Origin of the sequence: Nonomuraea sp. NPDC050680, assembly GCF_040654555.1 — a bacterium.
Taxonomy (GTDB): domain Bacteria; phylum Actinomycetota; class Actinomycetes; order Streptosporangiales; family Streptosporangiaceae; genus Nonomuraea.
Window position 1 is genome coordinate 665,676 of record NZ_JBFAIF010000002.1, and the last position, 21,432, is coordinate 687,107.

At 69.0% G+C, this 21,432-nt stretch carries 20 protein-coding genes and 1 pseudogene; 6 read left to right on the top strand and 15 right to left on the bottom strand.

Translation table 11 applies throughout. The annotated features are described in order from the left end of the window. Positions 1 to 75 precede the first annotated feature (75 nt). From AB0H88_RS09535 to AB0H88_RS09545, 3 genes are read right to left on the bottom strand one after another with little or no spacing between them, the layout of a single operon-like run. On the bottom strand, positions 76 to 546 hold the full coding sequence (locus AB0H88_RS09535) for a nuclear transport factor 2 family protein (protein WP_357642837.1): 471 nt from the start codon (positions 544 to 546) through the stop codon (positions 76 to 78). 59 nt (positions 547 to 605) lie between these two features. After that, positions 606 to 1,247 (bottom strand): response regulator transcription factor, encoded by a 642-nt coding sequence (locus AB0H88_RS09540; RefSeq protein WP_357642838.1) that lies wholly within the window; start codon positions 1,245 to 1,247, stop codon positions 606 to 608. Between the two features lies 1 nt (position 1,248). Next, complete coding sequence (locus tag AB0H88_RS09545; RefSeq protein WP_357642839.1) at positions 1,249 to 2,400, bottom strand: histidine kinase; 1,152 nt, start codon at positions 2,398 to 2,400, stop codon at positions 1,249 to 1,251. Between the two features lie 140 nt (positions 2,401 to 2,540). Here AB0H88_RS09545 and AB0H88_RS09550 point away from each other — a divergent pair, with 140 nt between their 5' ends. From AB0H88_RS09550 to AB0H88_RS09560, 3 genes are read left to right on the top strand one after another with little or no spacing between them, the layout of a single operon-like run. Further along, positions 2,541 to 3,254: an ABC transporter ATP-binding protein gene (locus AB0H88_RS09550; protein ID WP_357642840.1), complete on the top strand. Its 714-nt coding sequence runs from the start codon at positions 2,541 to 2,543 to the stop codon at positions 3,252 to 3,254. Beyond that, complete coding sequence (locus tag AB0H88_RS09555; protein WP_357642841.1) at positions 3,251 to 4,018, top strand: hypothetical protein; 768 nt, start codon at positions 3,251 to 3,253, stop codon at positions 4,016 to 4,018. Before AB0H88_RS09550 ends, AB0H88_RS09555 begins: the two co-directional genes overlap by 4 nt. Before the next feature lies 1 nt (position 4,019). Further along, positions 4,020 to 5,276: an erythromycin esterase family protein gene (locus tag AB0H88_RS09560; protein ID WP_357642842.1), complete on the top strand. Its 1,257-nt coding sequence runs from the start codon at positions 4,020 to 4,022 to the stop codon at positions 5,274 to 5,276. Positions 5,277 to 5,334: 58 nt separating this feature from the next. Here AB0H88_RS09560 and AB0H88_RS09565 read toward each other — a convergent pair whose 3' ends face one another. The 5 genes from AB0H88_RS09565 to AB0H88_RS09585 form a co-directional block, all read right to left on the bottom strand. Next, the gene (locus tag AB0H88_RS09565; protein WP_357642843.1) at positions 5,335 to 6,147 is read right to left on the bottom strand and encodes an SAM-dependent methyltransferase; all 813 of its coding nucleotides are present in this window, start codon (positions 6,145 to 6,147) and stop codon (positions 5,335 to 5,337) included. 50 nt (positions 6,148 to 6,197) lie between these two features. Further along, the gene (locus AB0H88_RS09570; RefSeq protein ID WP_357642844.1) at positions 6,198 to 7,778 is read right to left on the bottom strand and encodes a heparinase II/III family protein; all 1,581 of its coding nucleotides are present in this window, start codon (positions 7,776 to 7,778) and stop codon (positions 6,198 to 6,200) included. 96 nt (positions 7,779 to 7,874) lie between these two features. Beyond that, complete coding sequence (locus AB0H88_RS09575) at positions 7,875 to 8,732, bottom strand: CU044_5270 family protein (RefSeq protein WP_357642845.1); 858 nt, start codon at positions 8,730 to 8,732, stop codon at positions 7,875 to 7,877. After that, positions 8,725 to 9,345, bottom strand: coding sequence for an RNA polymerase sigma factor (locus AB0H88_RS09580; RefSeq protein WP_357642846.1), 621 nt, complete (start codon positions 9,343 to 9,345; stop codon positions 8,725 to 8,727). Before AB0H88_RS09580 ends, AB0H88_RS09575 begins: the two co-directional genes overlap by 8 nt. Positions 9,346 to 9,394: 49 nt before the next feature. Next, complete coding sequence (locus tag AB0H88_RS09585) at positions 9,395 to 10,426, bottom strand: DUF5937 family protein (protein WP_357642847.1); 1,032 nt, start codon at positions 10,424 to 10,426, stop codon at positions 9,395 to 9,397. Between the two features lie 60 nt (positions 10,427 to 10,486). Between AB0H88_RS09585 and AB0H88_RS09590 the strand changes: the two genes are divergently transcribed. Further along, positions 10,487 to 11,704 carry an MFS transporter gene (locus AB0H88_RS09590; RefSeq protein ID WP_357642848.1) on the top strand — a complete coding sequence of 406 codons (1,218 nt, stop codon included), beginning with the start codon at positions 10,487 to 10,489 and terminating at the stop codon, positions 11,702 to 11,704. 364 nt (positions 11,705 to 12,068) lie between these two features. On the opposite strand, the gene AB0H88_RS09595 is transcribed toward AB0H88_RS09590, so the two are convergent. Beyond that, a complete protein-coding gene (locus AB0H88_RS09595) occupies positions 12,069 to 14,288 on the bottom strand; it encodes a thiamine pyrophosphate-dependent enzyme (protein WP_357642849.1) in 2,220 nt (739 codons plus the stop codon). Positions 14,289 to 14,485: 197 nt separating this feature from the next. On the opposite strand from AB0H88_RS09595, the gene AB0H88_RS09600 reads away from it, so the two are divergent. Further along, complete coding sequence (locus AB0H88_RS09600) at positions 14,486 to 15,835, top strand: hypothetical protein (protein ID WP_357642850.1); 1,350 nt, start codon at positions 14,486 to 14,488, stop codon at positions 15,833 to 15,835. Positions 15,836 to 15,898: 63 nt separating this feature from the next. Here AB0H88_RS09600 and AB0H88_RS09605 read toward each other — a convergent pair whose 3' ends face one another. From AB0H88_RS09605 to AB0H88_RS09630, 6 genes and pseudogenes are all read right to left on the bottom strand, one after another. After that, on the bottom strand, positions 15,899 to 16,495 hold the full coding sequence (locus AB0H88_RS09605; RefSeq protein WP_357642851.1) for a hypothetical protein: 597 nt from the start codon (positions 16,493 to 16,495) through the stop codon (positions 15,899 to 15,901). A gap of 113 nt (positions 16,496 to 16,608) precedes the next feature. Then, positions 16,609 to 17,001, bottom strand: coding sequence for an ABC transporter permease (locus AB0H88_RS09610; RefSeq protein WP_357643153.1), 393 nt, complete (start codon positions 16,999 to 17,001; stop codon positions 16,609 to 16,611). Between the two features lie 82 nt (positions 17,002 to 17,083). Next, positions 17,084 to 17,464: pseudogene (locus AB0H88_RS09615) on the bottom strand (ABC transporter permease); the annotation flags it as partial. Positions 17,465 to 17,537: 73 nt separating this feature from the next. Further along, positions 17,538 to 18,518: an ATP-binding cassette domain-containing protein gene (locus AB0H88_RS09620; RefSeq protein ID WP_357642852.1), complete on the bottom strand. Its 981-nt coding sequence runs from the start codon at positions 18,516 to 18,518 to the stop codon at positions 17,538 to 17,540. Between the two features lie 3 nt (positions 18,519 to 18,521). Then, positions 18,522 to 18,986, bottom strand: a complete 465-nt coding sequence (locus tag AB0H88_RS09625; protein ID WP_357642853.1) for a PadR family transcriptional regulator — start codon at positions 18,984 to 18,986, stop codon at positions 18,522 to 18,524. Between the two features lie 210 nt (positions 18,987 to 19,196). Further along, the gene (locus AB0H88_RS09630) at positions 19,197 to 19,781 is read right to left on the bottom strand and encodes a TetR/AcrR family transcriptional regulator (protein WP_225289634.1); all 585 of its coding nucleotides are present in this window, start codon (positions 19,779 to 19,781) and stop codon (positions 19,197 to 19,199) included. 64 nt (positions 19,782 to 19,845) lie between these two features. On the opposite strand from AB0H88_RS09630, the gene AB0H88_RS09635 reads away from it, so the two are divergent. Beyond that, entirely contained in the window at positions 19,846 to 21,414 is a 1,569-nt protein-coding gene (locus AB0H88_RS09635; protein ID WP_357642854.1) for a carboxyl transferase domain-containing protein, read from the top strand. The last annotated feature ends 18 nt before the right edge of the window (positions 21,415 to 21,432 follow it).

Consider the following 21,432-nt stretch of genomic DNA (forward strand, 5'->3'; position numbering starts at 1 on the left):
CCGCAAGGTCCGGCTGGGCGGCGGCCTCTTGAGGGTCGGTGATGGCATGAAATCGCCCGATAAGGGCGGTTGTCTTTAGCGGTTCGCTGATGCCGGAGCGCGCAACGGGCTCTCCGTTGCCTGAGCGCTGAGGGCGTGCGCGACCGTGAGGCTGTCCTCGTAAATGTGGTAGCGGGTGATGAGTCCGTCCTCGACGGTGAGGTGCAGCGCGAACGGTGAGGTGTAAGCGGTGCCGTTGCTCCGTACCGTCTGCACGATCTCCCCGAGGACGACGGCGTCCGCCCCGTCGACCAGGATTCGCGCCACCGACGTGCCGTTCAGCTCGGGCACGTGATGGGCCTCCAGCGTACGGAAATGGTCGGCCACGTCGGCTCGGCTCGATCGCGGCCGGATCCACGGCACCGCCGGATGCCCCTCGGCGGGCCAGTCGAGCTGCCAGTCGATCGGCTCGGCGAACAACTCGGCGACACGGTCATGATCGCCCTCGGCGATACGGCGCATCAGTGCTTCCACAATGTCACGGGTGGTATTGGCGTTACGGGTCATGCCACAAGCCTGTCCGAGCCTGGCGCGGCCTGTCGATTACCTCCCAGATAGGCGGATCCCTAGAGGAGGCCGGCGTCGCGTACCTTCATGGCGACTTGGACGCGGCTGTCGCTCCCCAGCTTCGCGAAGATCCGGGTGATGTTCGCCTTCACGGTCGCGACGCTCATGTGGAGATGCCCGGCGATTTCGGCGTTCGATTTGCCCCGGGCCACCTCGATCGCGACCTCTCGCTCGCGTTCGGTGAGTTTCGCCAGCTCCCGTGGTGCCTGCGGCGGCTCGCCTCCTGTGGTGGCCGCGGCGATGACCTGTCGGGCGATGCTCGGCGACAGCACCGGCTCACCCTTCGCCACGGTGCGGACCGCCTCGATCATCTTCGGTGGGGGCGTGTCCTTCAGCAGAAAGCCGTCGGCGCCGAGCCGCAGAGCGCGCAGCACCATGTCGTCGGCGTCGAAGGTGGTGAGTACGAGGATCCGGGGCGGGTCCGGCTGGGCCAGCAGCAGCTCGGTGGTGGTCAGCCCGTCCTGGTGAGGCATCCGGATATCCATCAGCACGACATCGGGCCGCAGGTCGCGGATCACGCCCATGGCCTGCCGGCCGTCCCCGGCCTCGCCGACGAGGTCCAGGTCAGGCTCGCCGCCGAGAATGAGGCGCAGGCCGGTGCGTACCATGGGGTCGTCATCCACGATCACCAGTCGAGTCACGCTATGAAGCTTCCCATGGCAGCGTGGCGTCGAGGATGAAGCGTCCGTCCTGTACGGCGTGGCTGAGAGTGCCGCCGGCCATCCGGATGCGTTCTGCCAAGCCGACCAGCCCCAGCCTCGAGCCGGGTCCCGCCGCCGTCGCGAACAGCGCCGGGTTGCTCACCCGGATGCGCAGGCCGTCGCCCGGCCGCCCGCCGAGCTCGGCCACCACCCGGCTGCCCGGCGCGTGCTTGCGCGCATTGGTAAGAGCCTCCTGCACGATCCGGTACGCGTGCCGCCCGGTCGGCGTCGGCAGCAGTTCCCGGTCACCGATGGTGTCGTCCACCTCGACCTGCTGACCGGCGGTGCGCACCTCGTCGAAGAGGGCATCGAGATGGGTCAGGTTCGGTTGCGGAGCTTCCAGGGATTCGTCGCGTCGGAGCGTGCCGAGCACGGTGCGCAGCTCGTTCAGTGACTGGTGCGCGTTCTCCTGGATGGCCAGTGCGGCTTCGCGGGTCTCCTCGGCGGTGAGGTCCTTCCGGTACGCCAGGCCGCCGGCGAGCATGGACAGCAGGGAGATCCGATGAGCCAGGACGTCGTGCATCTCGTGGGCGATCTTGAGCCGTTCCGCCAGCTTGGCCTGCTCGATCAGCTGCTGCTGCTGGCGTTCGGCGAGCAGGGCCGTCTCTTGCTGTGAGGTGGCCAGCTCTTGGCGCTCGCGAAAGTAAAGACCGAAAGCGGTCAGCCCGCCGAGGACGACAGTTCCGATCATGATGGAGGTATAGGTCGCCTCGGTGATGGCGGGCAAGGTGGCGTACGCCACCAGAGCCAGCCAGGACACGATCGCGACGGGGATGATCTGACGCCACCGACGATGCATGCACAAGGAGACGTACGTGAGATATGTGGGGCCGCTCACTGTGCTGGAGAACGCGCTCAGCAGGGCGGTAGCCAGGGCGATCTGCCACGGCCAGCGACGCCGCCATCCCATCAGGACCAGACCGATCACGCCGAGCCCCACATCGACCAGTGCCGACGGAAGCCGGTCAGGGTTCCGGGAAACGACCACGCCCCAGACGACTCCATGGAACAGCATCGGCAGCAGGGCACACATGTAGCGCAGTGTGATGCCCCACCGGTCCGGGGGCGCCTGGCTCTCCTTAAGGTCGTGCACGCCCCACAGCCTAGAGACAGCCCGGGTCGATACCGTAGCTACCCAGGTCCATATCCAGGTGGCCGAAGGTCTAGAACCGGACAGGTCGCCCTCGACCTGGGTTCGATGACTGGTGGCGTCGCGTCCGGTGGAATTGACCCATGATCGAGTTTGACCACGTCAGCAAGTTCTACAAGGACGTGAAGGCACTGGACGACGTGTCCTTCACCGTCGAAGCGGGCAGCGTCACCGGGTTCCTCGGGCCCAACGGCGCCGGAAAGTCCACCGCCCTACGCATCCTGGCAGGGCTGTCCCGGCCCACCTCGGGCTCGGCCACCGTGCTGGGCCGGCCGTACACCGAGTTGGGCTCCCCGGGCTCCCAGGTGGGCGTGCTTCTCGACGCCGGCGCCCAGCATCCCGGCCGGACCGGACGGGAGATCCTGACCCTGAGCGCGATGCTGCTCGGACTGCCGAGGTCGCGGGTCGGCGAGGTCCTCGACCTGGTCGGACTGGCCGCCAGGGAGAGCAGGCGGACGGTCGGTGGCTACTCACTCGGCATGCGGCAGCGTCTCGGCATCGCTCACGCGCTCCTCGGCCGGCCCAAGGTGCTCATCCTGGACGAGCCCGCCAACGGTCTCGACCCCCAGGGCATTCAATGGATACGCGGGCTGCTGCGTAACCTCGCCGACTCGGGTCGTACGGTGCTGCTCAGCTCGCACCTGTTGCACGAGGTGGAGCGGGTCGCCGACCACATCGTGATGATCGGCCGCGGACGCGTCCTCGCTCAGGGGACCGTCGACGAGCTCGGCCGGGGCCGGGACCTCGAACAGACCTTCCTCGAACTGACGGCGAACGCCGATCGGAGTGCGGCATGACCGACATCAGCGCGACGCGAGACGTCCGGTCCGCGACGGCGATCCCGTTCCACCGGCTGCTGTCGGTCGAGGCTCGCAAACTCTTCGACACCCGCAGCGGCAAGATCATGACGATGATTCTGCTCGTTCTGACTCTGGCGTCCATCGTGGCTCGCGGCGTCGTCTCCGGTCCGCAGCTGCACACCTTGATCGGGACCGCCGGAATCGGATTCAGTACCTTGCTCCCTGTCATCGGCATTCTCACGGTGACCAGCGAATGGAGCCACCGCACCGCCCTGACCACCTTCGCGCTCGAACCTCGACGCTCGCGGGTGCTGGCGGCCAAGTGCCTGCCTCCGTTGATCACCGCCACGGTGGCCTCCCTGTTCGCGATGCTGGTCGCGGTGCCGGTGACGGCTGCCGTCGCCAGTGCCCAGGACGTTACGGCCCACTGGGAGGTCGCCCCTCTCGCCCTGCTGGGCTGGACCGCGACGAACGTCCTCGTGGTCGCGATGGGGCTCGCCGTCGGCATGCTGCTCCTGAACGCGCCGGCCGCGATCGTGATCTGCCTGGCGACGCCGATGCTGTGGAGCGTCGTCGCCCGGCTCGGTGCCACCGGAGAGGCCCTGACCGAGTGGCTCGACCCGGGCACCGCCGCCACCCCTCTGATGTCCGGCGACATGACAGGGGGCGACGCCGCTCGACTGGCCGTGTCAATGATCTTCTGGATCGCCATCCCGATGACGCTCGGCGTGGTGCGCGTGCTCCGCAAGGAAGTGAACTGACATGAGGCGCGAACTCGTCCGAGCGCTCCTGAGCATCGCGCTGCTCGGCCTGGCGGCGACCGGGTGCGCGGGTGTGGACACCTCGCGAGTGACACCCGACGCCGTGGTCCCTCTCGGCCAGGCCCCGCTGGCCGACGCCGCCGGCAAACGGGTGGTAGGGATCGGTGAGGCCACGCATGGCAACAAGGAGTTCGTCCAGACCCGCACAGTGATCATCCAGAAGCTGGTGCGAGAGTACGGCTTCCGCACCGTCGCCCTGGAGGCCGACTTCGGCGGCGCGGCCACGGCCAACGACTACGTCATGAAGGGCCAGGGCAGCGCGGAGGACGCGGCTTCGGCGCTCGGCTTCGACATCTACCGGACCCGCGAGATGGCGGATCTGCTCAAGTGGATCCATGACCACAACGCCGCCGTCGCCGAGGCGGACAAGGTGCGTCTCTACGGCTTCGACATGCAGCGTTACGACCGGAACAAGGAGCGGCTGCTGCGCTATCTCGCCACGGTCGACCCTGCTCGAGTCCGCTCGGTCCAGGCGTCACTGGCCGACCTCACCGATGCCACCAGGTCCGGACAGGACAAGGAGAAGGTCACCGCCGCCGCCACCGCCGCCGGGCGGCTCATCGACCAGATGACGGCGAATCGGGAGAAGTACGTGAACCTCAGCTCCCAGGAGTCGTTCGCTCTCGCGGTGCACCACGCCGAGACCATCCAGCGCGGCGCACAGCTGCAGACTTCCGGGAATGACTACGCCAGCAAGCGGGACGCCTGGATGGCCGAGAACGTCGGATGGATCGCCGACGCGGAGGCCGTCCAGGGACGGAAGAAGATCATGGTGGGCGGTCACAACGGCCACATCGACAAGAGCGGTGCGGCGTTCGCCTTCGAGTCGATGGGGCGGCGGCTGGCCAAGGCGTACGGCAAGGACTACTTCACGATCGGCACCGAATTCGGCACCAGCACCTTCGTCAGCAAGGACGACGGCTCCGGGGAACGCAAGCAGTTCACCGTGAGTCACACCTCGCCTTTGGCCAAGCTGTTCGGCGACGAGCCGTTGGGCTACGTGAACCTCGCGCAGGCCTCATCCCAGCCCGGCAACCGTCAGCTGCTCACCTCGGAGGTCCCGATGGGGAACATCGGTGACGGCTTCCGGTCGATCTACAGCTCTCTGAGCTGGACGTACACGGTGAAGACGGTGCCCGCCCAGGCCTACGACGCCCTGGTGTACGTGCCGCGGGCCAGCCCGGTCACACCACTGTGACGGCTGTCGGTCAGCACGTGGTCGATGGTCACCAGGGGCCGGCAACCTGCGCCTGGCTTCAGGACTTTCGGCCGACTCCACAGAAGCCGGACACTTCAGCGGGTTCACCCCAGGGAGTGGCCTCGACTCGCCACCGTGACATCGAGACCAGGCCAGGTTCCACCATCTGCAGGCCGTCGAAGAAGCGGCTGATGTCGGCGCGGGTGCGGGGGGTCATCGGGTCGGCCTTCTTGTTCCATTCCCGCTGAGCCTCGACCTGGGCGGTCGCCTCGCCGTCGAAATCAAGGGTGGCGTGGGTGAGCGCCAGGCAGCTGCCCGGGGCCACGGCATCCAGCAGACGCATCACGATCTGATGCACCTGGACGAAGTCCGGGACGAGATGCAAGATTCCCAGCAGCATGATCGCGACCGGCTCGTCGAAGTTCAGCGTCCGCGCTGCCAGCTTCAAGATCTTGTCCGGGTCGCGCAGGTCAGCGTCGACGTAATCGCAGGCACCCTCCTCGGAGCTTCTCAGCAACGCCTCGGCGTGCACCAGAACCAGCGGATCGTTGTCGACGTAGACGATCCGGCACTCCGGGGCGACCCGCTGGGCGACCTCGTGAGTGTTGTCCATCGTCGGCAGGCCGGTCCCGATGTCCAGGAACTGACGGACGCCCTCGCCGACCAGGAAGCGTACGGCCCGGCCGAGAAAGGCGCGGTCGGTGCGGGCGATGTCGACGATCCCGGGGAAGGTCTTCTTGTACTGGTCGGCGGCCTCACGGTCAACGAGGTAATTGTCCTTGCCCCCGAGGAGGTAGTTCCACACGCGCGCTGAATGCGGCCTCGTGGTGTCTATCTTGCCTAAAAGCTCCTGGCCCGAGATGTCGGTCATGGGGTATCTCCTGCGCCTCGTCCTTGATGTCAGTCCTTAACGTAATCCCACTAGAGAGGAACAGTTGGATACCCCCGGAAAGTCACCGGCCCGCCGGGTGTACGCACCGTGATCAGGTCGCCTTCCACCGAGACCGCCGGGTCCGCGCTGCCCGGCACGATCACGGTGAGCAGCCGGGAAGCCTCCGGCGACGTCACCGTCACGGTCTCCGCCGTCCGGAGGTAGCCCGGTGAGACCGTGCCCCGCCGCACCGTCTGACCGCCCACCGGCCTGCCGTCGGCCGTGAGCTGCAGGAGCGTCACGCGGCGGGTCTCGTCGCACAGCACCACGACGCCGTCGCGCCGGCCGATCAGCCGCAGTGACGGGTCGAAGTGCCACAGGTCGCGCACCGTGTGCCCCTCCGGCACCGAGTCCAGTACGGCCATCAGGTCCGCTCCATGGCTGACCAGGACCTCGCGGGTGCGGCGCACGCCATACGCCTGGTCACTGAGCCGGTACGACTGCCGCGACGGGCCGATGTCCGACGCCTCCAGGCACGTGGCCGTACCCGCTCGGAAGCCCGCGCCCACCACGGAGGGCACGTTGTGCGCGTCGGGTGACTTGGTCCACTCCACGTAGTCCGTCTTCTCGTAGGAATGGAAACCGGCCTCGACCAGCACCGGACGACCCTGCGCGTGATAGGTGACGCCCAGATGGTCCTCGTGCCCGTGCAGCCGCCGCCCCGGCCCGAACCTGATCGAGTAGAACGCCGACTCCGGGTCGTCCCACGCGGTCCGGCCGAAGACGTACCCGCCGTCGAAGATGCGCACCGTCGCCCCGTCGTGCGCGAACCCGTTCGCCCGCGTGTCCGCCGGGCTGTCCCCGAGGGGCGCCAGGAAGCCGTCGGGCTGCGTGGCATGGGCAATGTACGCTTCGAGGGCGGTCCGGCGCGCCGCCAGCCGGTTCGGGATCTCGGCCCCGCTCTCCTCGATCGCCCGTACTGCCACCCCGAGTCGCCGGTGGACGTACAGCCCGTATCTCGGCGCCTGTTCGTGCAGGACGCCCTGCTCGTCGATGGCGAGTTCGGCCGAGGCGAGCATCCGGCGGATCGCCAGGTCACGCCACCCCTTCCGGCCCAGGCGGCAGCCCACCACCAGCAACGCGATGTCCTGGTCCAGGCCGTGGTTGTGGCCCTGCCGGTAGAGCGTCGGGTCGGACAGGATCTCGCCGTGCTCGGCGAGGCTGTCCAGCAGGGGGCGGCTGTCGACGTGGGCGCTGAGGCACACCAGCACGGGGGCGCGCAGCGCGACGGCGTGCTCGGCCCAGGCCCAGGGGCTGATGTCGGCATGGTCGCGCGGGTTCTTGTGGATCCAGTCGTCGGCCAGTGTCTCGGCCCGGTCGAGGTAGGCCCGCTCGCCCGAACGCTCGTACTCGGCGACCAGGCGGCCCATCCAGCGCAGGGTGTGCAGGTTCAGCGCCCAGGAGCGGTTGCCGTGCGGGTTCAGCCGCCAGTCGATGTCCTGGCCGAGGTCCACCGGGGGCAGACCGACGAAGGTCACCCGCCCGGCCATCACCTCCGGCAGCTTGATCTTGGGGAACTGGTCGGCCAGGCAGATGGCCCGGCCGGGCGTCGTACGGGCACGCCAGAACACGTGGGGACTCCTGATTTCGGGCGCGCGAAACCCACGCGCGGCGCGAAGGGCGCGCGGTGGTGAGGTCAGGGCACGGGCGTGCCCCGATTTATGGGGTCATGGACGTGTGGTCGCGGATTCCGCCGGACCCTTGTCGGTCCAGCCGGCGCCCAGGACCACCTCGGACGTCTGCGGGCCGCTCGCCCCCGTGGTGTTGGAGCTGGCCAGCACCTGCGAACTGGTCACATCGATGATCAGCGTCCGCTGGACCGGCGGATCGCCGGCCAGGCTGAAGGTGAACGCGTCACCGGTACGCCCCCGCTGATCCGTCTTCCGGCCCAGATACCGGACGTTCGGCAGGTCACCGAGCAGTCGATAGGCCGCCGCCCGCACGGCCGGTGGGGACGGCTTGCTCCACAGCAGCCCGCTGAGCGCGTCCGCCAGGACATCGTCGCCGGACCCGGCGGGCAGCATCCCGATCACCCACTCCTTCAGCGCGGCCGGGTCGGACGGCAGCCGCTGGATCTGCTCGACCGTCAGATCCTTTCCCGCCATGCTGAACGGCGCCCGGCCCGAGACCGCGACGACCTTCGCGGGCCGGCCCGTCACCCGTTCGCCCGTCCACGCCTTCCCGTCGGAGGTCGCCCAGAGGTCGGTGACCTTCGTGCCGTTGTGGAGCTTCTCGATGTGCCAGTACGTCCCCTTGTCTGCGGGGCCCGACGCCGCCGTGGTCGCCGCGGCCAGCAGGATCGACCGCCCGGAGACCGTCGAGTCGGGCGTACGGGGCGAAGCGAGCGCCACCACGGCCGCCACGGCGACCGCCGCCGCGGCGAGGCCGCCCACTACCCCTCTCCAGGAGAGCCACGACATACGGGAGGAGCGCTCGGCGTCCAGCCGTTCGCGGATCCTGGCCTTGAGCGCCGGGTCGGTGGGCGGCTCGCCGTACAGTTCGCGGATCGACGACAGCTCATCCATGGTCGGCCTCCTCGGGGAGGAGCATCGGATTGGTGTCGCCCAGGGAGCCGCGCAGCTTCTTCCTGGCCCGGCTCAACCGGGAGCCGACCGTGCCGTACGGGATGCCGAGCGCCGTGGCGATCTCCTCATGACTCAGCCCGGCCAGCGCGACGAGCAGGATGACGTCGCGATCACGCTGATCCAGCGCCGCCAAGGCGGAGGCCAGGCTCGGCTGCAGGCTCTGGGCGCTGACCCGCGCGGTCACCCGGTCCTCGTGGCCCGGCGCGTCGCGGTCGGGGCCGTACCGTCCCAGTGCGCGCAGCGTCCGCGCCTCCAGGCGGCGATGCTTGCCGATGAGCTTCGTCGCGATGCCGAACAGCCAGGCCCGCACGGTCGCGCGCGCCGGGTCGTACTGCGCGCGCTTCCTGAACGCGATGAGGAAGGTGTCGGAGACGACGTCCTCGGCATGGTCCGCGCCGAGGCGCTGGGCGACATAGCCGTGGATGTCGCTGAAACAGGCGTCGAACACCGCCCCGAACACCTCGGCGTCCACGAGCGACCCCCGCATGGCCTCACTCCGGTCGACCGAGCCCTGGGCGGCGTGGCCGGAGATCCAGGACAGTGCCGTCACCACGGCCGCCCCTTCACGATGCTTGCCCCGTCATGTGCCACCCTTCGAACGATCAGCGGATATCTCTTATCCCCCGATCCGCCCGATCGCTTTCACGCACGCTATCGGCGGACGTCGCTTCTCCGGCAAGAAGTGCCTCGGCGACAGCCGTACGGGCATAGAGCACATATCTCCCGGTACGGTGCGCGCTGGTCAGTCCCGCCTTGCGGAGCGCGGTGAGGTGCTGGTTCGCGCCCGGTTCCGACAGGTCGAGGCGGGTGGCAAGTTCCCTGGTCGAGGCGGGCTGGTCGAGTTCGGCCAGCAGCCGGGCGCGGGTCCGGCCGAGCACGGCGGCCAGCGCCTGTGGCGGGTCGCTCTCGCGGTGCTCCCAGAGCGTCGCGACGCCCCGTGGCGGATAGCGGATCGTGGGCTGCCAGGGCGGGGTCGTGATGGAGAAGACCCGCGGCCAGGTGAACACCGACGGCACGAGCAGCAGCCCCAGCCCGCCCAGCGGACGCACCCCTTCGCAGGCCGTCTTCGGCAGGCGCAGGGTCTCTCCCTCCCACGTCACGGCCGTGTCGAGGTCGCTGAGCATGTGGCGCAGGCCACCCTCGGCCAGTGACCTGGCACGATAGAGCACGTCGCCGTCGAGCAGGCTGCTGATCCGGGGCCAGTAAGGCGCGATGGCCGCGTCCCAGTAGCCGCGGATCTCCTCGGCCAACCGTTCGAGGCCGCCCGCGGGGTCGGCATGGAGCGCCTGGAGCGCTCTGGTGGGTGGACCGTCCCAGATGTCGAGACCCTCCCGGACCAGGGGCGCCATCGCCACCATCGTGGCCAGCTCCACCTCCAGGTCAGGTACGGAGGTCGAGGGCGGCGGGCTGACGAAGCCGACGATCGAGGTCGTGGGCACCGGGACCAGGTCGGACAGCAACCGCCAGTCGACATTGGCGAGCCGTCGGCGTACCCGCTCGGCCCAGGGCTTGAGTACGGCGTGCGCGGCCGGGTTCTTCACCACCCGGACGCTGGCGACGACCTCCCACAGAGGAGAAACGGCGAACCGGACATGGGCCGCATCCTGCGCGGTGAATGTCAGTTCAAGCGCCATTCGATTCATCCTCTGCTTAATCAATAGCGATCAGACCCCCTATCCCATCATCTAGGGGGCATGACAGCTGCTGCCGAGACACCCCTCCTGCGTGATCCCTCCTTCAGAAACCTCTTCGTGGCGTCGGCGGTCAGCCAGTTCGGCACCCAGGTCGGCTATGTGGCGATGCCGCTGCTCGCGGTGACCGCTCTCGACGCGGGGCCCGGCGAAGTGGGACTGCTCAGCGCCCTCGCCACGATCACCGTGCTCGTGCTGGGCCTGCCCGCCGGGGCATGGGTGGACCGGGTCAGGCGCCGCCCGGTGATGATCGCGACGGACTTCGTCCGCGGTGCGCTCCTGATGTCGGTGCCGGTCGCGTGGTGGCTGGGCGCGCTCACGATGACCCAGTTGTACGGCGTCGCCATCGCGATGGGAGTCGGCACGCTCTTCTTCGACGTGGCCGCCCAGAGCACGGTCCCGCACCTGGTGGGCCGCGATCGGCTCACCGCCGCCAACTCGGTGCTCGTGGGCACGAACGCGGCGATGGACGTGGGTGGCCGGAGTACCGCCGGAGTGCTGGTGACCCTCGCGGGCGCCCCGGTCGCGATCCTGCTCGACGCGCTCACCTACGTGTGGTCGGCCGTGTGGCTGCGCCGGATCAGCAAGCCCGAGCCCGCACCGGCCCCGGTCCCCGGCGAGCGGCTCGGCCGGCGGATCGGCGAGGGGGTGCGGTACCTGTTCGGCAACCGGGTCCTCGTCGCCATCGCGGCACAGGGCGGTATGTCGAACCTCGGCCTCCCGCTCTGCTCGACGCTGCTGCCCGTGCTCCTCGTCGAGGAGCTCGGACAGCCCGCCTGGGTACTCGGGGTCTACCTCGCCATCGGCGGGCTGGGCGCGCTGGCCGGTTCCGCCACGGCTCACCTGATCGGCCGTCGGCTCGGCCGTGGGCGTGCCGTGTGGGTCGTCGGTGTGGTCACCGCGCCGCCGGCGTTCCTGGTGCCGTTCGTCGGTTGGAGCGTCTGGATCTCGGCGGCCGCGTGGAGCGTCCTGTGCTTCCGGACAGCCTTGAACAACGTGCTGCTCGTCAGCTTCCGGCAGCAGGTCACGCCCGACTCGATGCTCGGCCGGATGAACGCCACCATGCGCCTGATCCTCATGGGCGCGGTCGGTGTCGGCGGCCTGCTGGCGGGCCTGCTCGGCGAGGTGTGGGGTACGGGGACGGCGATGTGGGCAGGCGCGTCGATCATGGCGTTCAGCTGGATACCGATCTGGCTCAGCCCACTGCGGCGCGAGGTCTGACCCGGGACCCGACGATGTCGTCAGAAGCCGCACCCGCCCCTGTGGCTGGCCTGCTCGCGGCGCGAGACGATCCAGCTGGCGGCGCGGAACGGGATCGACGCGCTGTCGTTGCGTTCGGGCATCCGGAGGACGCGGAGAAGTGGTCGCGGGCGGGGTGCCCAGGGGGCGGCGTTCTTCGCCTATGCTCTGGCGCATTATTACGGGCCGTCGAAACACACTCCCGGCCACAGCAGCATTTGGGGAAATTTCACGAAAGATCAGCCAAAGGTGGGGGCGCTGGAGAGGGATAGCCGGTCCCAATCGCCATGAGCACATGTGCGAAAGCCTTGAATTCGGCGGCGCCTCGCCGTACTGAGGCTAGAAGTCACCCAAGCAATTTCCGCGCCGCCTGCTCGATCTCCTCCTCGGACATCAGCACGTGAGAGGCCGCCTCGCCCAGCGGGATGAAGCTGTCCGCCGACGTCACCCGCCCCACCTGCCCGGAGAACCCCGCGTCCATCAGCTCGGCCACGATCCCCTCCGACACCCCGCCCGTGTGGCGGGTCTCGTCGGCGATCAGCACCTTGCCCGTCAGCTCCGCCGCCCGCACCAGGTCCTCCACCGGCAGCGGCGCCAGCCAGCGCAGGTCCAGCACCCGGCAGCCGTAACCTTCCTGCGTGAGGCGTACGGCGGCGCGCAGGCTCATCCGCAGCCCGTTGCCGAAGGTGACGATCGTGAGGTCGCGCCCGTCGCCATAGGACCGCGCCCGCCCGATCGGGACGTGCGTCTCCGGCCAGCGCGACGGTGGCGCGTAGGGCGCCAGCCAGCCCGCGTCACCCTCCTCGAACAGGTCACGCGTGTGATAGAGCGCGATCGGCTCCAGGAACACGCACACGGAACCCTCCGTGCGGGCCGCCGCCAGGCAGGTGCGCAGCATCGCCGCCGCGTCGTCGGGACGCGACGGCGAGGCGATGACCAAGCCGGGGATGTCGCGCAGGGCCCCGACCGCGTTGTCGTTGTGGAAGTGGCCGCCGAACCCCTTCTGGTAGGCGTAACCCGCCACCCGCACCACCAGCGGGTTGAGATAGGCGCCCCGCGAGAAGAACGACAGCGTCGACGCCTCGCCCCTGAGCTGGTCGAGCGCGTTGTGCAGGTACGCCAGATACTGGATCTCCGGCACCGGCAGCAGCTTCGACACCCCCGACCCGAGCGCGAGCCCCAGGATGGACTGCTCGTCGAGGTGTGTGTCGAACACCCGCCCGCCGCCGAAGCGCTTCTGCAGCCCCCGGGTGACGCCGTAGACGCCGCCCTTCTTGGCGACGTCCTCACCGAAGACCATCATCTCCGGGTAGACGGCGAGCGCGTCGGTCAGCGTGCGGTTGATGGCCTGGGAGAGCGTCAGCGGCTTCTCGGTCTCGGGCAGGGAGCCGGCGAAGGCGCGTTCTCTTACCGACGCCTCGGCCGCCACCGGGCTGATCCTGGCGATCAGCTCGGGCCGGCGGGGCGCGAGCGGCTCCATGATCTCCTTGGCCGAGCCGAGGCGCGGGCTGCGGGTGGTCTCCAGGGCGACCCGCAGCACGTGCTCGCGTGAGGACTCGTACTGCATGAGCAGCTCGTCCGGCGTGACCAGTCCCGCCTCGACCAGCAGCCGGGCGGTGGCCAGGAGCGGGTCGCGCTCCATGTCGGCGCGGATCTCCCGCTGGGTGCGGTAGGCGGACTCGACGTCGGACCCGGCGTGGCCCATGAGCCGGACCGTGCTCAGGTGCAGGAACGCGGGGGAGCGGTTGGCGCGTACGTGCTGGACCGCCCGGATGGCCGTGTCGTAGGCGTCGGCCAGGTCACAGCCGTCGGCGGCGAAGTATTCGATGCCCGGACGCCGCGCGCTCGCCGCCACCCAGCCCTTGGGCGTGCGGACGCTGATGCCGATGCCGTTGTCCTCGCACACGAACAGGATCGGCAGCGCCTGCCCCTGATGCGTGGCGTAGGCGGCGGTGTTGAACCCGGTCAGCGCCGTGGCGTGGTTGACCGAGGCGTCGCCGAAGCTGCACACGGTGATCGCGTCGTCCGCCCACGGCGTGGGAACCCCCAGCGCGCGGCCCCGCTCGATGGCGAAGGCGACGCCCACCGCGCGCGGAAGGTGACTGGCGATCGTCGAGGTCTGCGGGATGATCGCCAGGTCGGGATGGCCGAACACCTTGTGCCGGCCGCCCGCGATCGGGTCGTCGGCCGCGGCGGCCAGCCCCATGAGCACGTCGCGGATGCCCTGCTCGGGCAGCCGCCCGGCCTGCTCGGACCTGGTCAGGTAGAAGGCGCCGGAGCGGTAGTGCAGCAGGGCGGGATCGCCGGGCCGCAGGGCGGCGGCGACCGCCGCGTTGCCCTCGTGCCCGGCCGAGCCGATCGTGTAGAAGGACTGCTCCTGCGCGCGCAGCCAGCGGGCCGCGATGTCGAGCAGGCGGCTGTCGAGCTGGCGCTGGAAGAGGGTACGGCACTGCTCACCGGTCAGCGACGTGCCCTCGCGGACGGGCCGCCCGGGATCACGGGCCGCGCCCCCCTTCAGCGTCGCAATGGCCTGGGTGAAATGAGTCTCAACAGTGTCGCGCGCCACAAGGCGATTATGTCGCCCCGATCCCGGGTTCGTCTGCCCGTCGGGAGTGACATGTTGTGGACCGGTCCGCTTGACCCTGATCCATAACAAATTGTCAGATTTCGCAACTTTCTGGCCAACCTGAATGTCTACTGGAGAAGATAAGCGTGGCACCCTCAATGCCGCGTTGAGCACAGGGGATCCAGAAAGGAACCCGCATGTTACAACGCATCCGTGTCGCCGCCGTCGCGCTCGCGACGGCCGCCGGGCTTCTCGCTCTGGCGCCATCGGCGTCGGCCGCGGCCAAGGCCCCCTCCATCTCCAACGTGGACCTCAGCCCGGGCTCCCCGGTCGTGGCCTTCGACAATCCGGTCACGGTGACGTTCACGTTCACCACCAAGGACGCCGGCAAGGCCGAACTCCAGCTCAAGCCACCCGGCCTGAGCGTCGGCACGCCCATCGACCTCAAGTCGGCGCCGTTCGGCGTGCGGACGAAGTGGACCGGCACCAAGAGCTTCGAGGCGAAGGACGCCGGCAAGTGGAGCTTCCTCGCCATCGCCCACGGTGACGGCGACAAGTCCGCCAGCGGCACCTTCGAGGTCCAGAAGGCCCTCGCCACCAAGATCGTGGACTTCGGCGCCAGCCCCGGCCGGGTGCACCGCGGCGACATGATCAGAGTCTCCGGCCGACTCCAGGCCGACGGTAAGGGATACGCCGGGGTCGTGGCGATCACCTTCCGTGAGCGGAGCGCCGACGCCTATCGCCGGGTCACCACGGTCACGAGCGGCCGCGACGGCTGGTTCAGCACCAGGGTGCGCGCCGACGCCACCGGCTGGTGGCGGGCCGAGTTCGGCGGGAACAAGGAAGCCAGGGCATCGGTCAGCGACAGCGACCGGGTCGACGTCCGGATCAGGCACGATCGCGACAGCAGGATCGTCGGCTTCGACGCCACCCCCGAGCCCGTCGACAAGGGTGCCCGGCTGAACTTCACCGGCACCCTGCAGGCCGAGCGCTGGCAGGCCCTGCCCGGCCAGCGGGTCTCGATCTACTTCAGGCAGGACGGGTCGCGCCGCTGGGAGTACGTCACCAGTGACGTGACGAGCCGCGACGGCCGCTTCTGGGCCACCGCGACCGCGCAGTCCTCGGGCTGGTGGCGGGCCGCGTTCGCGGGGTCCAGAGGCGTCAAGGGCTCGGTCTCCGACGCCGCCTGGGTCAAGGTCGTCGAGCCCACCCCGCCGCCGACGGCGGACAAGTCGGCCAGCCGCGTGATCAAGTTCAACGCCTACCCGGAGCCGGTCAAGCGCGGCAGGTACCTGAAGGCCAGGGGTGTGCTGCAGATCGACGACAGCGGATCCTGGGAGGGGTACGCGGGCAAGGTCGCGCTGTACTTCAAGCCGGTCGGCTCGCACAAGTGGCAGTACGTGAAGACCACGCGGTCCGGTGACAGCGGCAAGCTGTACGTCAGGGTCAAGGCGTGGAAGTCGGGCTCGTGGAAGTTCGTGTTCGGCGGGGACGACGATTTCTACGGTGACAGCAGCCGTAGCGACTATGTCCGCGTGAAGCGGTAACCGGTTCGGAACGGCAGGGTTGAGGCCCGGGGGCGCGGTTGCCCCGGGCCTCAGCTGTCGGTGCTACGACTCGGGGGCCTTCGCGCCGAGACTGATGAGCATCGACTTGAGCTCACCGAACCCGGTCTTGAGCTCACCGACATCGGTCTTGAGCTCGCCGACTCCGGTCTTGAGCTCACTGACATCGGTCTTGAGCTCGCCGACTCCGGTCTTGAGCTCACTGACATCGGTCTTGAGCTCACTGACATCGGTCTTGAGCTCGCCGACTCCGGTCTTGAGCTCACTGACATCGGTCTTGAGCTCGGCTATGTCCTTGTCGACCTTTTCGAACCGACGGGCCACGGACAACTCAAGGCTGTCGAGCCTGGTGCCTTGCTGATCGAGGCGATGATTGACCTTTGCGATGTCTTGATTGACCCGGTCGAAGCCATCCATCGTGTCCATTTTGAGCAGGTAGATCTTCTCGTCGAGCTGGTTCGCCCGGCTGTCGATCTTCTGGTTGAGCTCTTTGGTGCGCTTGTCGATCTTGTCGAGGATGTTCCTCCCCATGGCGTCTGCGCGCCCATGGTGGGCTTCGAACCGTTCGGCGACCGTCATCTCAGGCACACCGCTAACTGTACGTTCCTCGAGCACGGAGACCCGGCCCTCGAGCTCAATCACTGCCGCATGCAAGTCCAACTCTGGCGCTCCTTTGAAGGGGGGATTGCGCTTGCATCGGGAAAGTTACCCTCCGTAAGGAGTCCGTCGCAGCCAGATGCGAAAACCTGTGCGACCTACTCCGTCCGCCTGAACTGCGCGATCCCGACCCCCAGCAGAACGGCCCCCAGGAGGGCCACCACCCCGAGCTCCAGCCCCACCGGCACCTGGAAGTCGAACCACCGAACCCCCGGGTTGAGCACCGCGTTCACCTGCGCGGGCACGTCGAGGTGGGAGAACACCGCGTGCCGCATCGGGTCCACCGCGTACGTCATCGGGTTGATCACCGTCAGCAGGTGCAGCCACGACGGCAGGTTGGCCAGCGGGAACATGGCCCCCGACAGGAACAGCATCGGCATGATCGCCATCTGCATCAGCCCGAAGAAGGTCTGCATGTTCCGCATCCGGGCCGCCAGCATCACCCCGAACGCCGTGATCGTGAACGCCGCGAGGAACATCTCCGCCAGCATCGTCACGATCAGGGCCGGTGAGTACCGGTACGCCGACCAGCCCGGCCATCGCCAGGATGATGACGCCCTGCCCGGTGGCCACGATCGCCCCGCCCAGGCATTTGCCGACCACGATCGCCCCGCGCGAGACCGGGGCGACGAGCATCTCGCGCAGGAAACCGAACTCGCGGTCCCACACGATGGACCCGGCCGAGAACATGCCGGTCATGATCACGGTCATCGAGATCATGCCGGGATACATGAAGGTGCGGTAGTCGATGCCCGGGATGGCGCCCCGCACCAGTGAGCCGAGTCCGGTACCCATCACGAACAGCCACAGCACCGGCTGCAGCAGCATCGACAGCATGCGGGTGCGGTCGTTGACGAACCGCAGCAGCTCCCGGTGCAGCACCACCTTGACCGCCCGGAGGTCGTGCCCGGTGCCGTGCACCGGCACCCGGACGCCGATCGCCTCTGTCGCCATGCCTACCGCCCCGCCATCGCGTTCGTCCCCGCCATCGCATCGGTTCGCGCCATCGCTTCGGTTCGCGCCATGCCTATCGCCTCGCCATCGCTCTCATCCACGCCCTGCCGCCCGACTCGGCGCCTTCCTCGGCGTCGCGGATCGTGGAGCCCGTGTAGTTCATGAACACGTCGTCGAGTGAGGGCCGCGAGACGCTCACCGACCTGATCGGCATGCCGAGCTCGGCGAACAACCGGGGCACGAACTCCTCGCCCGACGCGACGGCGAACGTCACCGCGCCCTCGTGCACGGCCGCCTCCAGGCCGAACACCTCGCGCAGCGCCTGGATCGCGGCGGCGTCGTCACCGGTGTGGATCTGTACCCGGTCCTTGCCGATGCTGGCCTTCAGCGCCTCCGGTGAGTCGATGACGACGACCTCGCCGTGGTCGATGATCGCGATCCGGTCGCAGTACTCGGCCTCGTCCATGTAGTGGGTGGTCATGAAGATGGTGATGTCCTCCAGGCGCCGGAGCTGGTTGATGTAGCCCCAGATGGCCGAGCGGGTCTGCGGGTCGAGGCCGACCGTGGGCTCGTCCAGGAACAGCACCCGGGGTGAGTGCAGCAGCCCGCGGGCGATCTCCAGCCGCCGCTTCATGCCGCCGGAGAACGTCATGACCTTGGCATCCTTGCGGTCCCAGAGCGCGACCATCTCCATGACCTGCCGGATCCGGTCGCCGACGACGCTCTTCGGCACGCCGTACAGCTCGGCGTGGAAGCGCAGGTTCTGCTCGGCGCTCAGGTAGCCGTCAAGGGTCGGGTCCTGGAAGACCAGGCCGATGTTCCGGCGTACCTCGTCGCGCCGGCGCACCACGTCGTACCCGGCGACCGTCGCGCTGCCGCCGGTCGGGTTGACGAGCGTGCAGAGCATGCTGATCGTGGTGGTCTTCCCTGCCCCGTTCGGGCCGAGGAAGCCGAAGACCTCGCCGGGGGCCACGTCGAAGTCGACGCCCTTGACCGCCTCGATCTTCCCGTAGTCCTTCTTCAGGCCGTGTACGGCCACCGCCGCGTCTGTCATCGCTCAGTCCTCCGCGAGGATCTGGAAAACGGACTTGCGCGTCTGCCTGAGCAGCTTCTTGGCCCGGGCGACCTGCTGGTCGTTGGCCGTCCGCGCCAGGTGGCCGAACGCCTCGTTGAGCTGCGCCCACAGCAGCCGCAGCTCGTGCCGGTCCTCGGGTACGGAGCGCGCCACCTCGTCCCAGGGCGGCTCGCCGTCGAGGTGCCGGACGGCCCGCTCACGGCCCTGCTCCGTCAGGCTGAGGAGCCGGGAGCCGCCGGTGTCGTCGCCGGTGACCAGGCCCTCGTCCTCCAGTTGCTGGAGCGCTGGATAGACCGAGCCGGGACTGGGCCGCCACACTCCGCGGCTGCGCTCCTCGATGTCCTGAATCATCTGGTAGCCGTTCTTCGGCCCTTCGGCGAGCAGGCTCAGCAGCGCGGCCCTGACGTCTCCTCGCCGTACGCGCGGAGCGCCGCCCTCCCAGCCCATCGGCGGCGGACCAGGCGGACCAGGCGGTCCCGGCGGACCAGGTGGGTCCGGAGCGAACGGCGGGCCCGGGGGGAACGGTGGCGCTGGGGCGCCGGGCGGCCCTTCCCACATGTGTGGATCACGCATCACGCCTCCAACTATCGAGATAGCGTGACGATATATCTAGATAGTTGGCGCGAACAGGCCCACTTTTGGCGTAGTGGCGGCTTGTTAGTGAGCGTTAACTGAGGCGGCGATGGCGGCCCGGGCCATCGCGTGCAGGAGGAGGCGCATGGCCCGCGCGGGCAGCTCGCCGGCGCTGTGCGGCGTGGAGTTGAGCAGCCCGAAGACGGCGTGCGTGGCGGCCCGCAGCCGCGGGGGCGGGCACGAGGGGTGCAGCTCGGCCAGCACGGTGACCCATTCCTCGACGTACAGCCGCTGTAGCCGCCTGATCTGCCGCCGCTCCGGCTCGGGCACGTTGCCCAGCTCCCTGTCGTGCACGGTGATCAGCGCGGGCTGTTCGAGCGCGAAGGTGATCTGCACGTTCAGGAGCGCGTCGAGCGTCTCCTCTGGCCCGCCGGGCGAGGTCACCGCCGCGGCGGCCGATTCGCGCAGCCGCGAGCTGATGCCCAGCAGCATCTCGGCGAGCAGCGCCTCCTTGCCGCTGAAGTGGCGATAGAGCGCCGGGCCTGAAACGCCGACGGCGCCGCCGATGTCCTCGATCGAGACGCCGTGGAAGCCGCGTGCGGCGAACAGGTTCGCGGCCGCGCCGAGGATCTCCAGGCGCCGGCTGCCCCGGCTCCGCGTCGTCGTCACGTCTCACATAGTAGACGGTTACGTTAATGATGACTAACATCGGCCTCATGACGGAGGGGAAAACATGAGCGACTGGCCGGTGCTGAACTCGGCCGCGGATCCCGGAAGTGAGGCGTTCAAGCACAACGCCGAGCTCAACGAGCGGCTCGCCGCCGACCTGCTGGAGCGCCTCGCCGCAGCCGCCGCGGGCGGTCCCGAACGGTCGCGGCAGCGCCACGTGGAACGCGGCAAGCTGCTGCCGCGCGACCGCGTCGACGGCCTGCTCGACCCCGGCTCCCGCTTCCTGGAGCTGTCGCCGCTGGCCGCCAACGGCCTCTACGACGACCAGGCGCCGGCCGCCGGGATCATCACCGGAGTCGGCCGGATCGCCGGGCGCGAGTGCGTGGTCGTGGCCAACGACGCCACCGTGAAGGGCGGCACGTACTACCCGATCACCGTCAAGAAGCACCTGCGCGCGCAGGAGGTGGCGCTGCACAACCACCTGCCGTGCGTGTACCTGGTCGACTCGGGTGGCGCGTTCCTCCCCAAGCAGGACGAGGTCTTCCCCGACCGGGAGCACTTCGGCCGCATCTTCTACAACCAGGCCACCATGTCCGCGCGCGGCATCCCGCAGATCGCCGCCGTGCTGGGATCGTGCACGGCGGGCGGCGCGTACGTCCCGGCCATGAGCGACGAGGCCGTCATCGTCCGCGACCAGGGCACCATCTTCCTCGGCGGCCCGCCGCTGGTGAAGGCGGCCACCGGCGAGGAGGTCACGGCCGAGGAACTGGGCGGCGGCGACCTGCACGCCCGCGTCAGCGGCGTCACCGACCACCTGGCCGACGACGACGCGCACGCGCTGGCCATCGTCCGCGACATCGTCTCCACGCTGGCCCCGAGAGCCGAGCGGCCCTGGGACCGGGTCGAGCCCGAGGAGCCCCGCCACGACCCGCGCGAGCTCTACGGCATCGTGCCCGCCGACACCCGCCGGCCGTACGAGGTGCGGGAGATCATCGCGCGACTCGTCGACGGCTCGCGGTTCCTGGAGTTCAAGGCCGAGTACGGCGCGACGCTGGTCACCGGCTTCGCCCACCTGCACGGGCACCCGGTCGGGATCATCGCGAACAACGGCATCCTGTTCAGCGAGTCCGCGCTGAAGGGGGCGCACTTCATCGAGTTGTGCGACCGCAGGCGCATCCCGCTGGTGTTCCTGCAGAACATCAGCGGGTTCATGGTCGGCAAGGCGTACGAGGCGGGTGGCATCGCCAAGCACGGCGCCAAGATGGTCACCGCGGTCTCCTGCGCCAGGGTGCCGAAGTTCACCGTGGTGATCGGCGGGTCGTTCGGCGCGGGCAACTACGCGATGGCCGGGCGGGCGTACTCTCCCAGGTTCCTGTGGATGTGGCCGAACGCCCGCATCTCGGTCATGGGCGGCGAACAGGCCGCGAACGTGCTCACCACCGTCGGCAACGCCGACGCGGAGGCCATCAGGGCCCAGTACGAGCACCAGGGCAACCCCTACTACTCCACGGCCCGGCTGTGGGACGACGGCGTGATCGACCCGCTCGACACCCGCACGGTCCTCGGCCTGGCGCTCTCCGCGGCGGCCAACGCCCCGCTCGACCCCGTCGGCTACGGCGTCTTCCGGATGTGACCACGTTGACCACGCTGC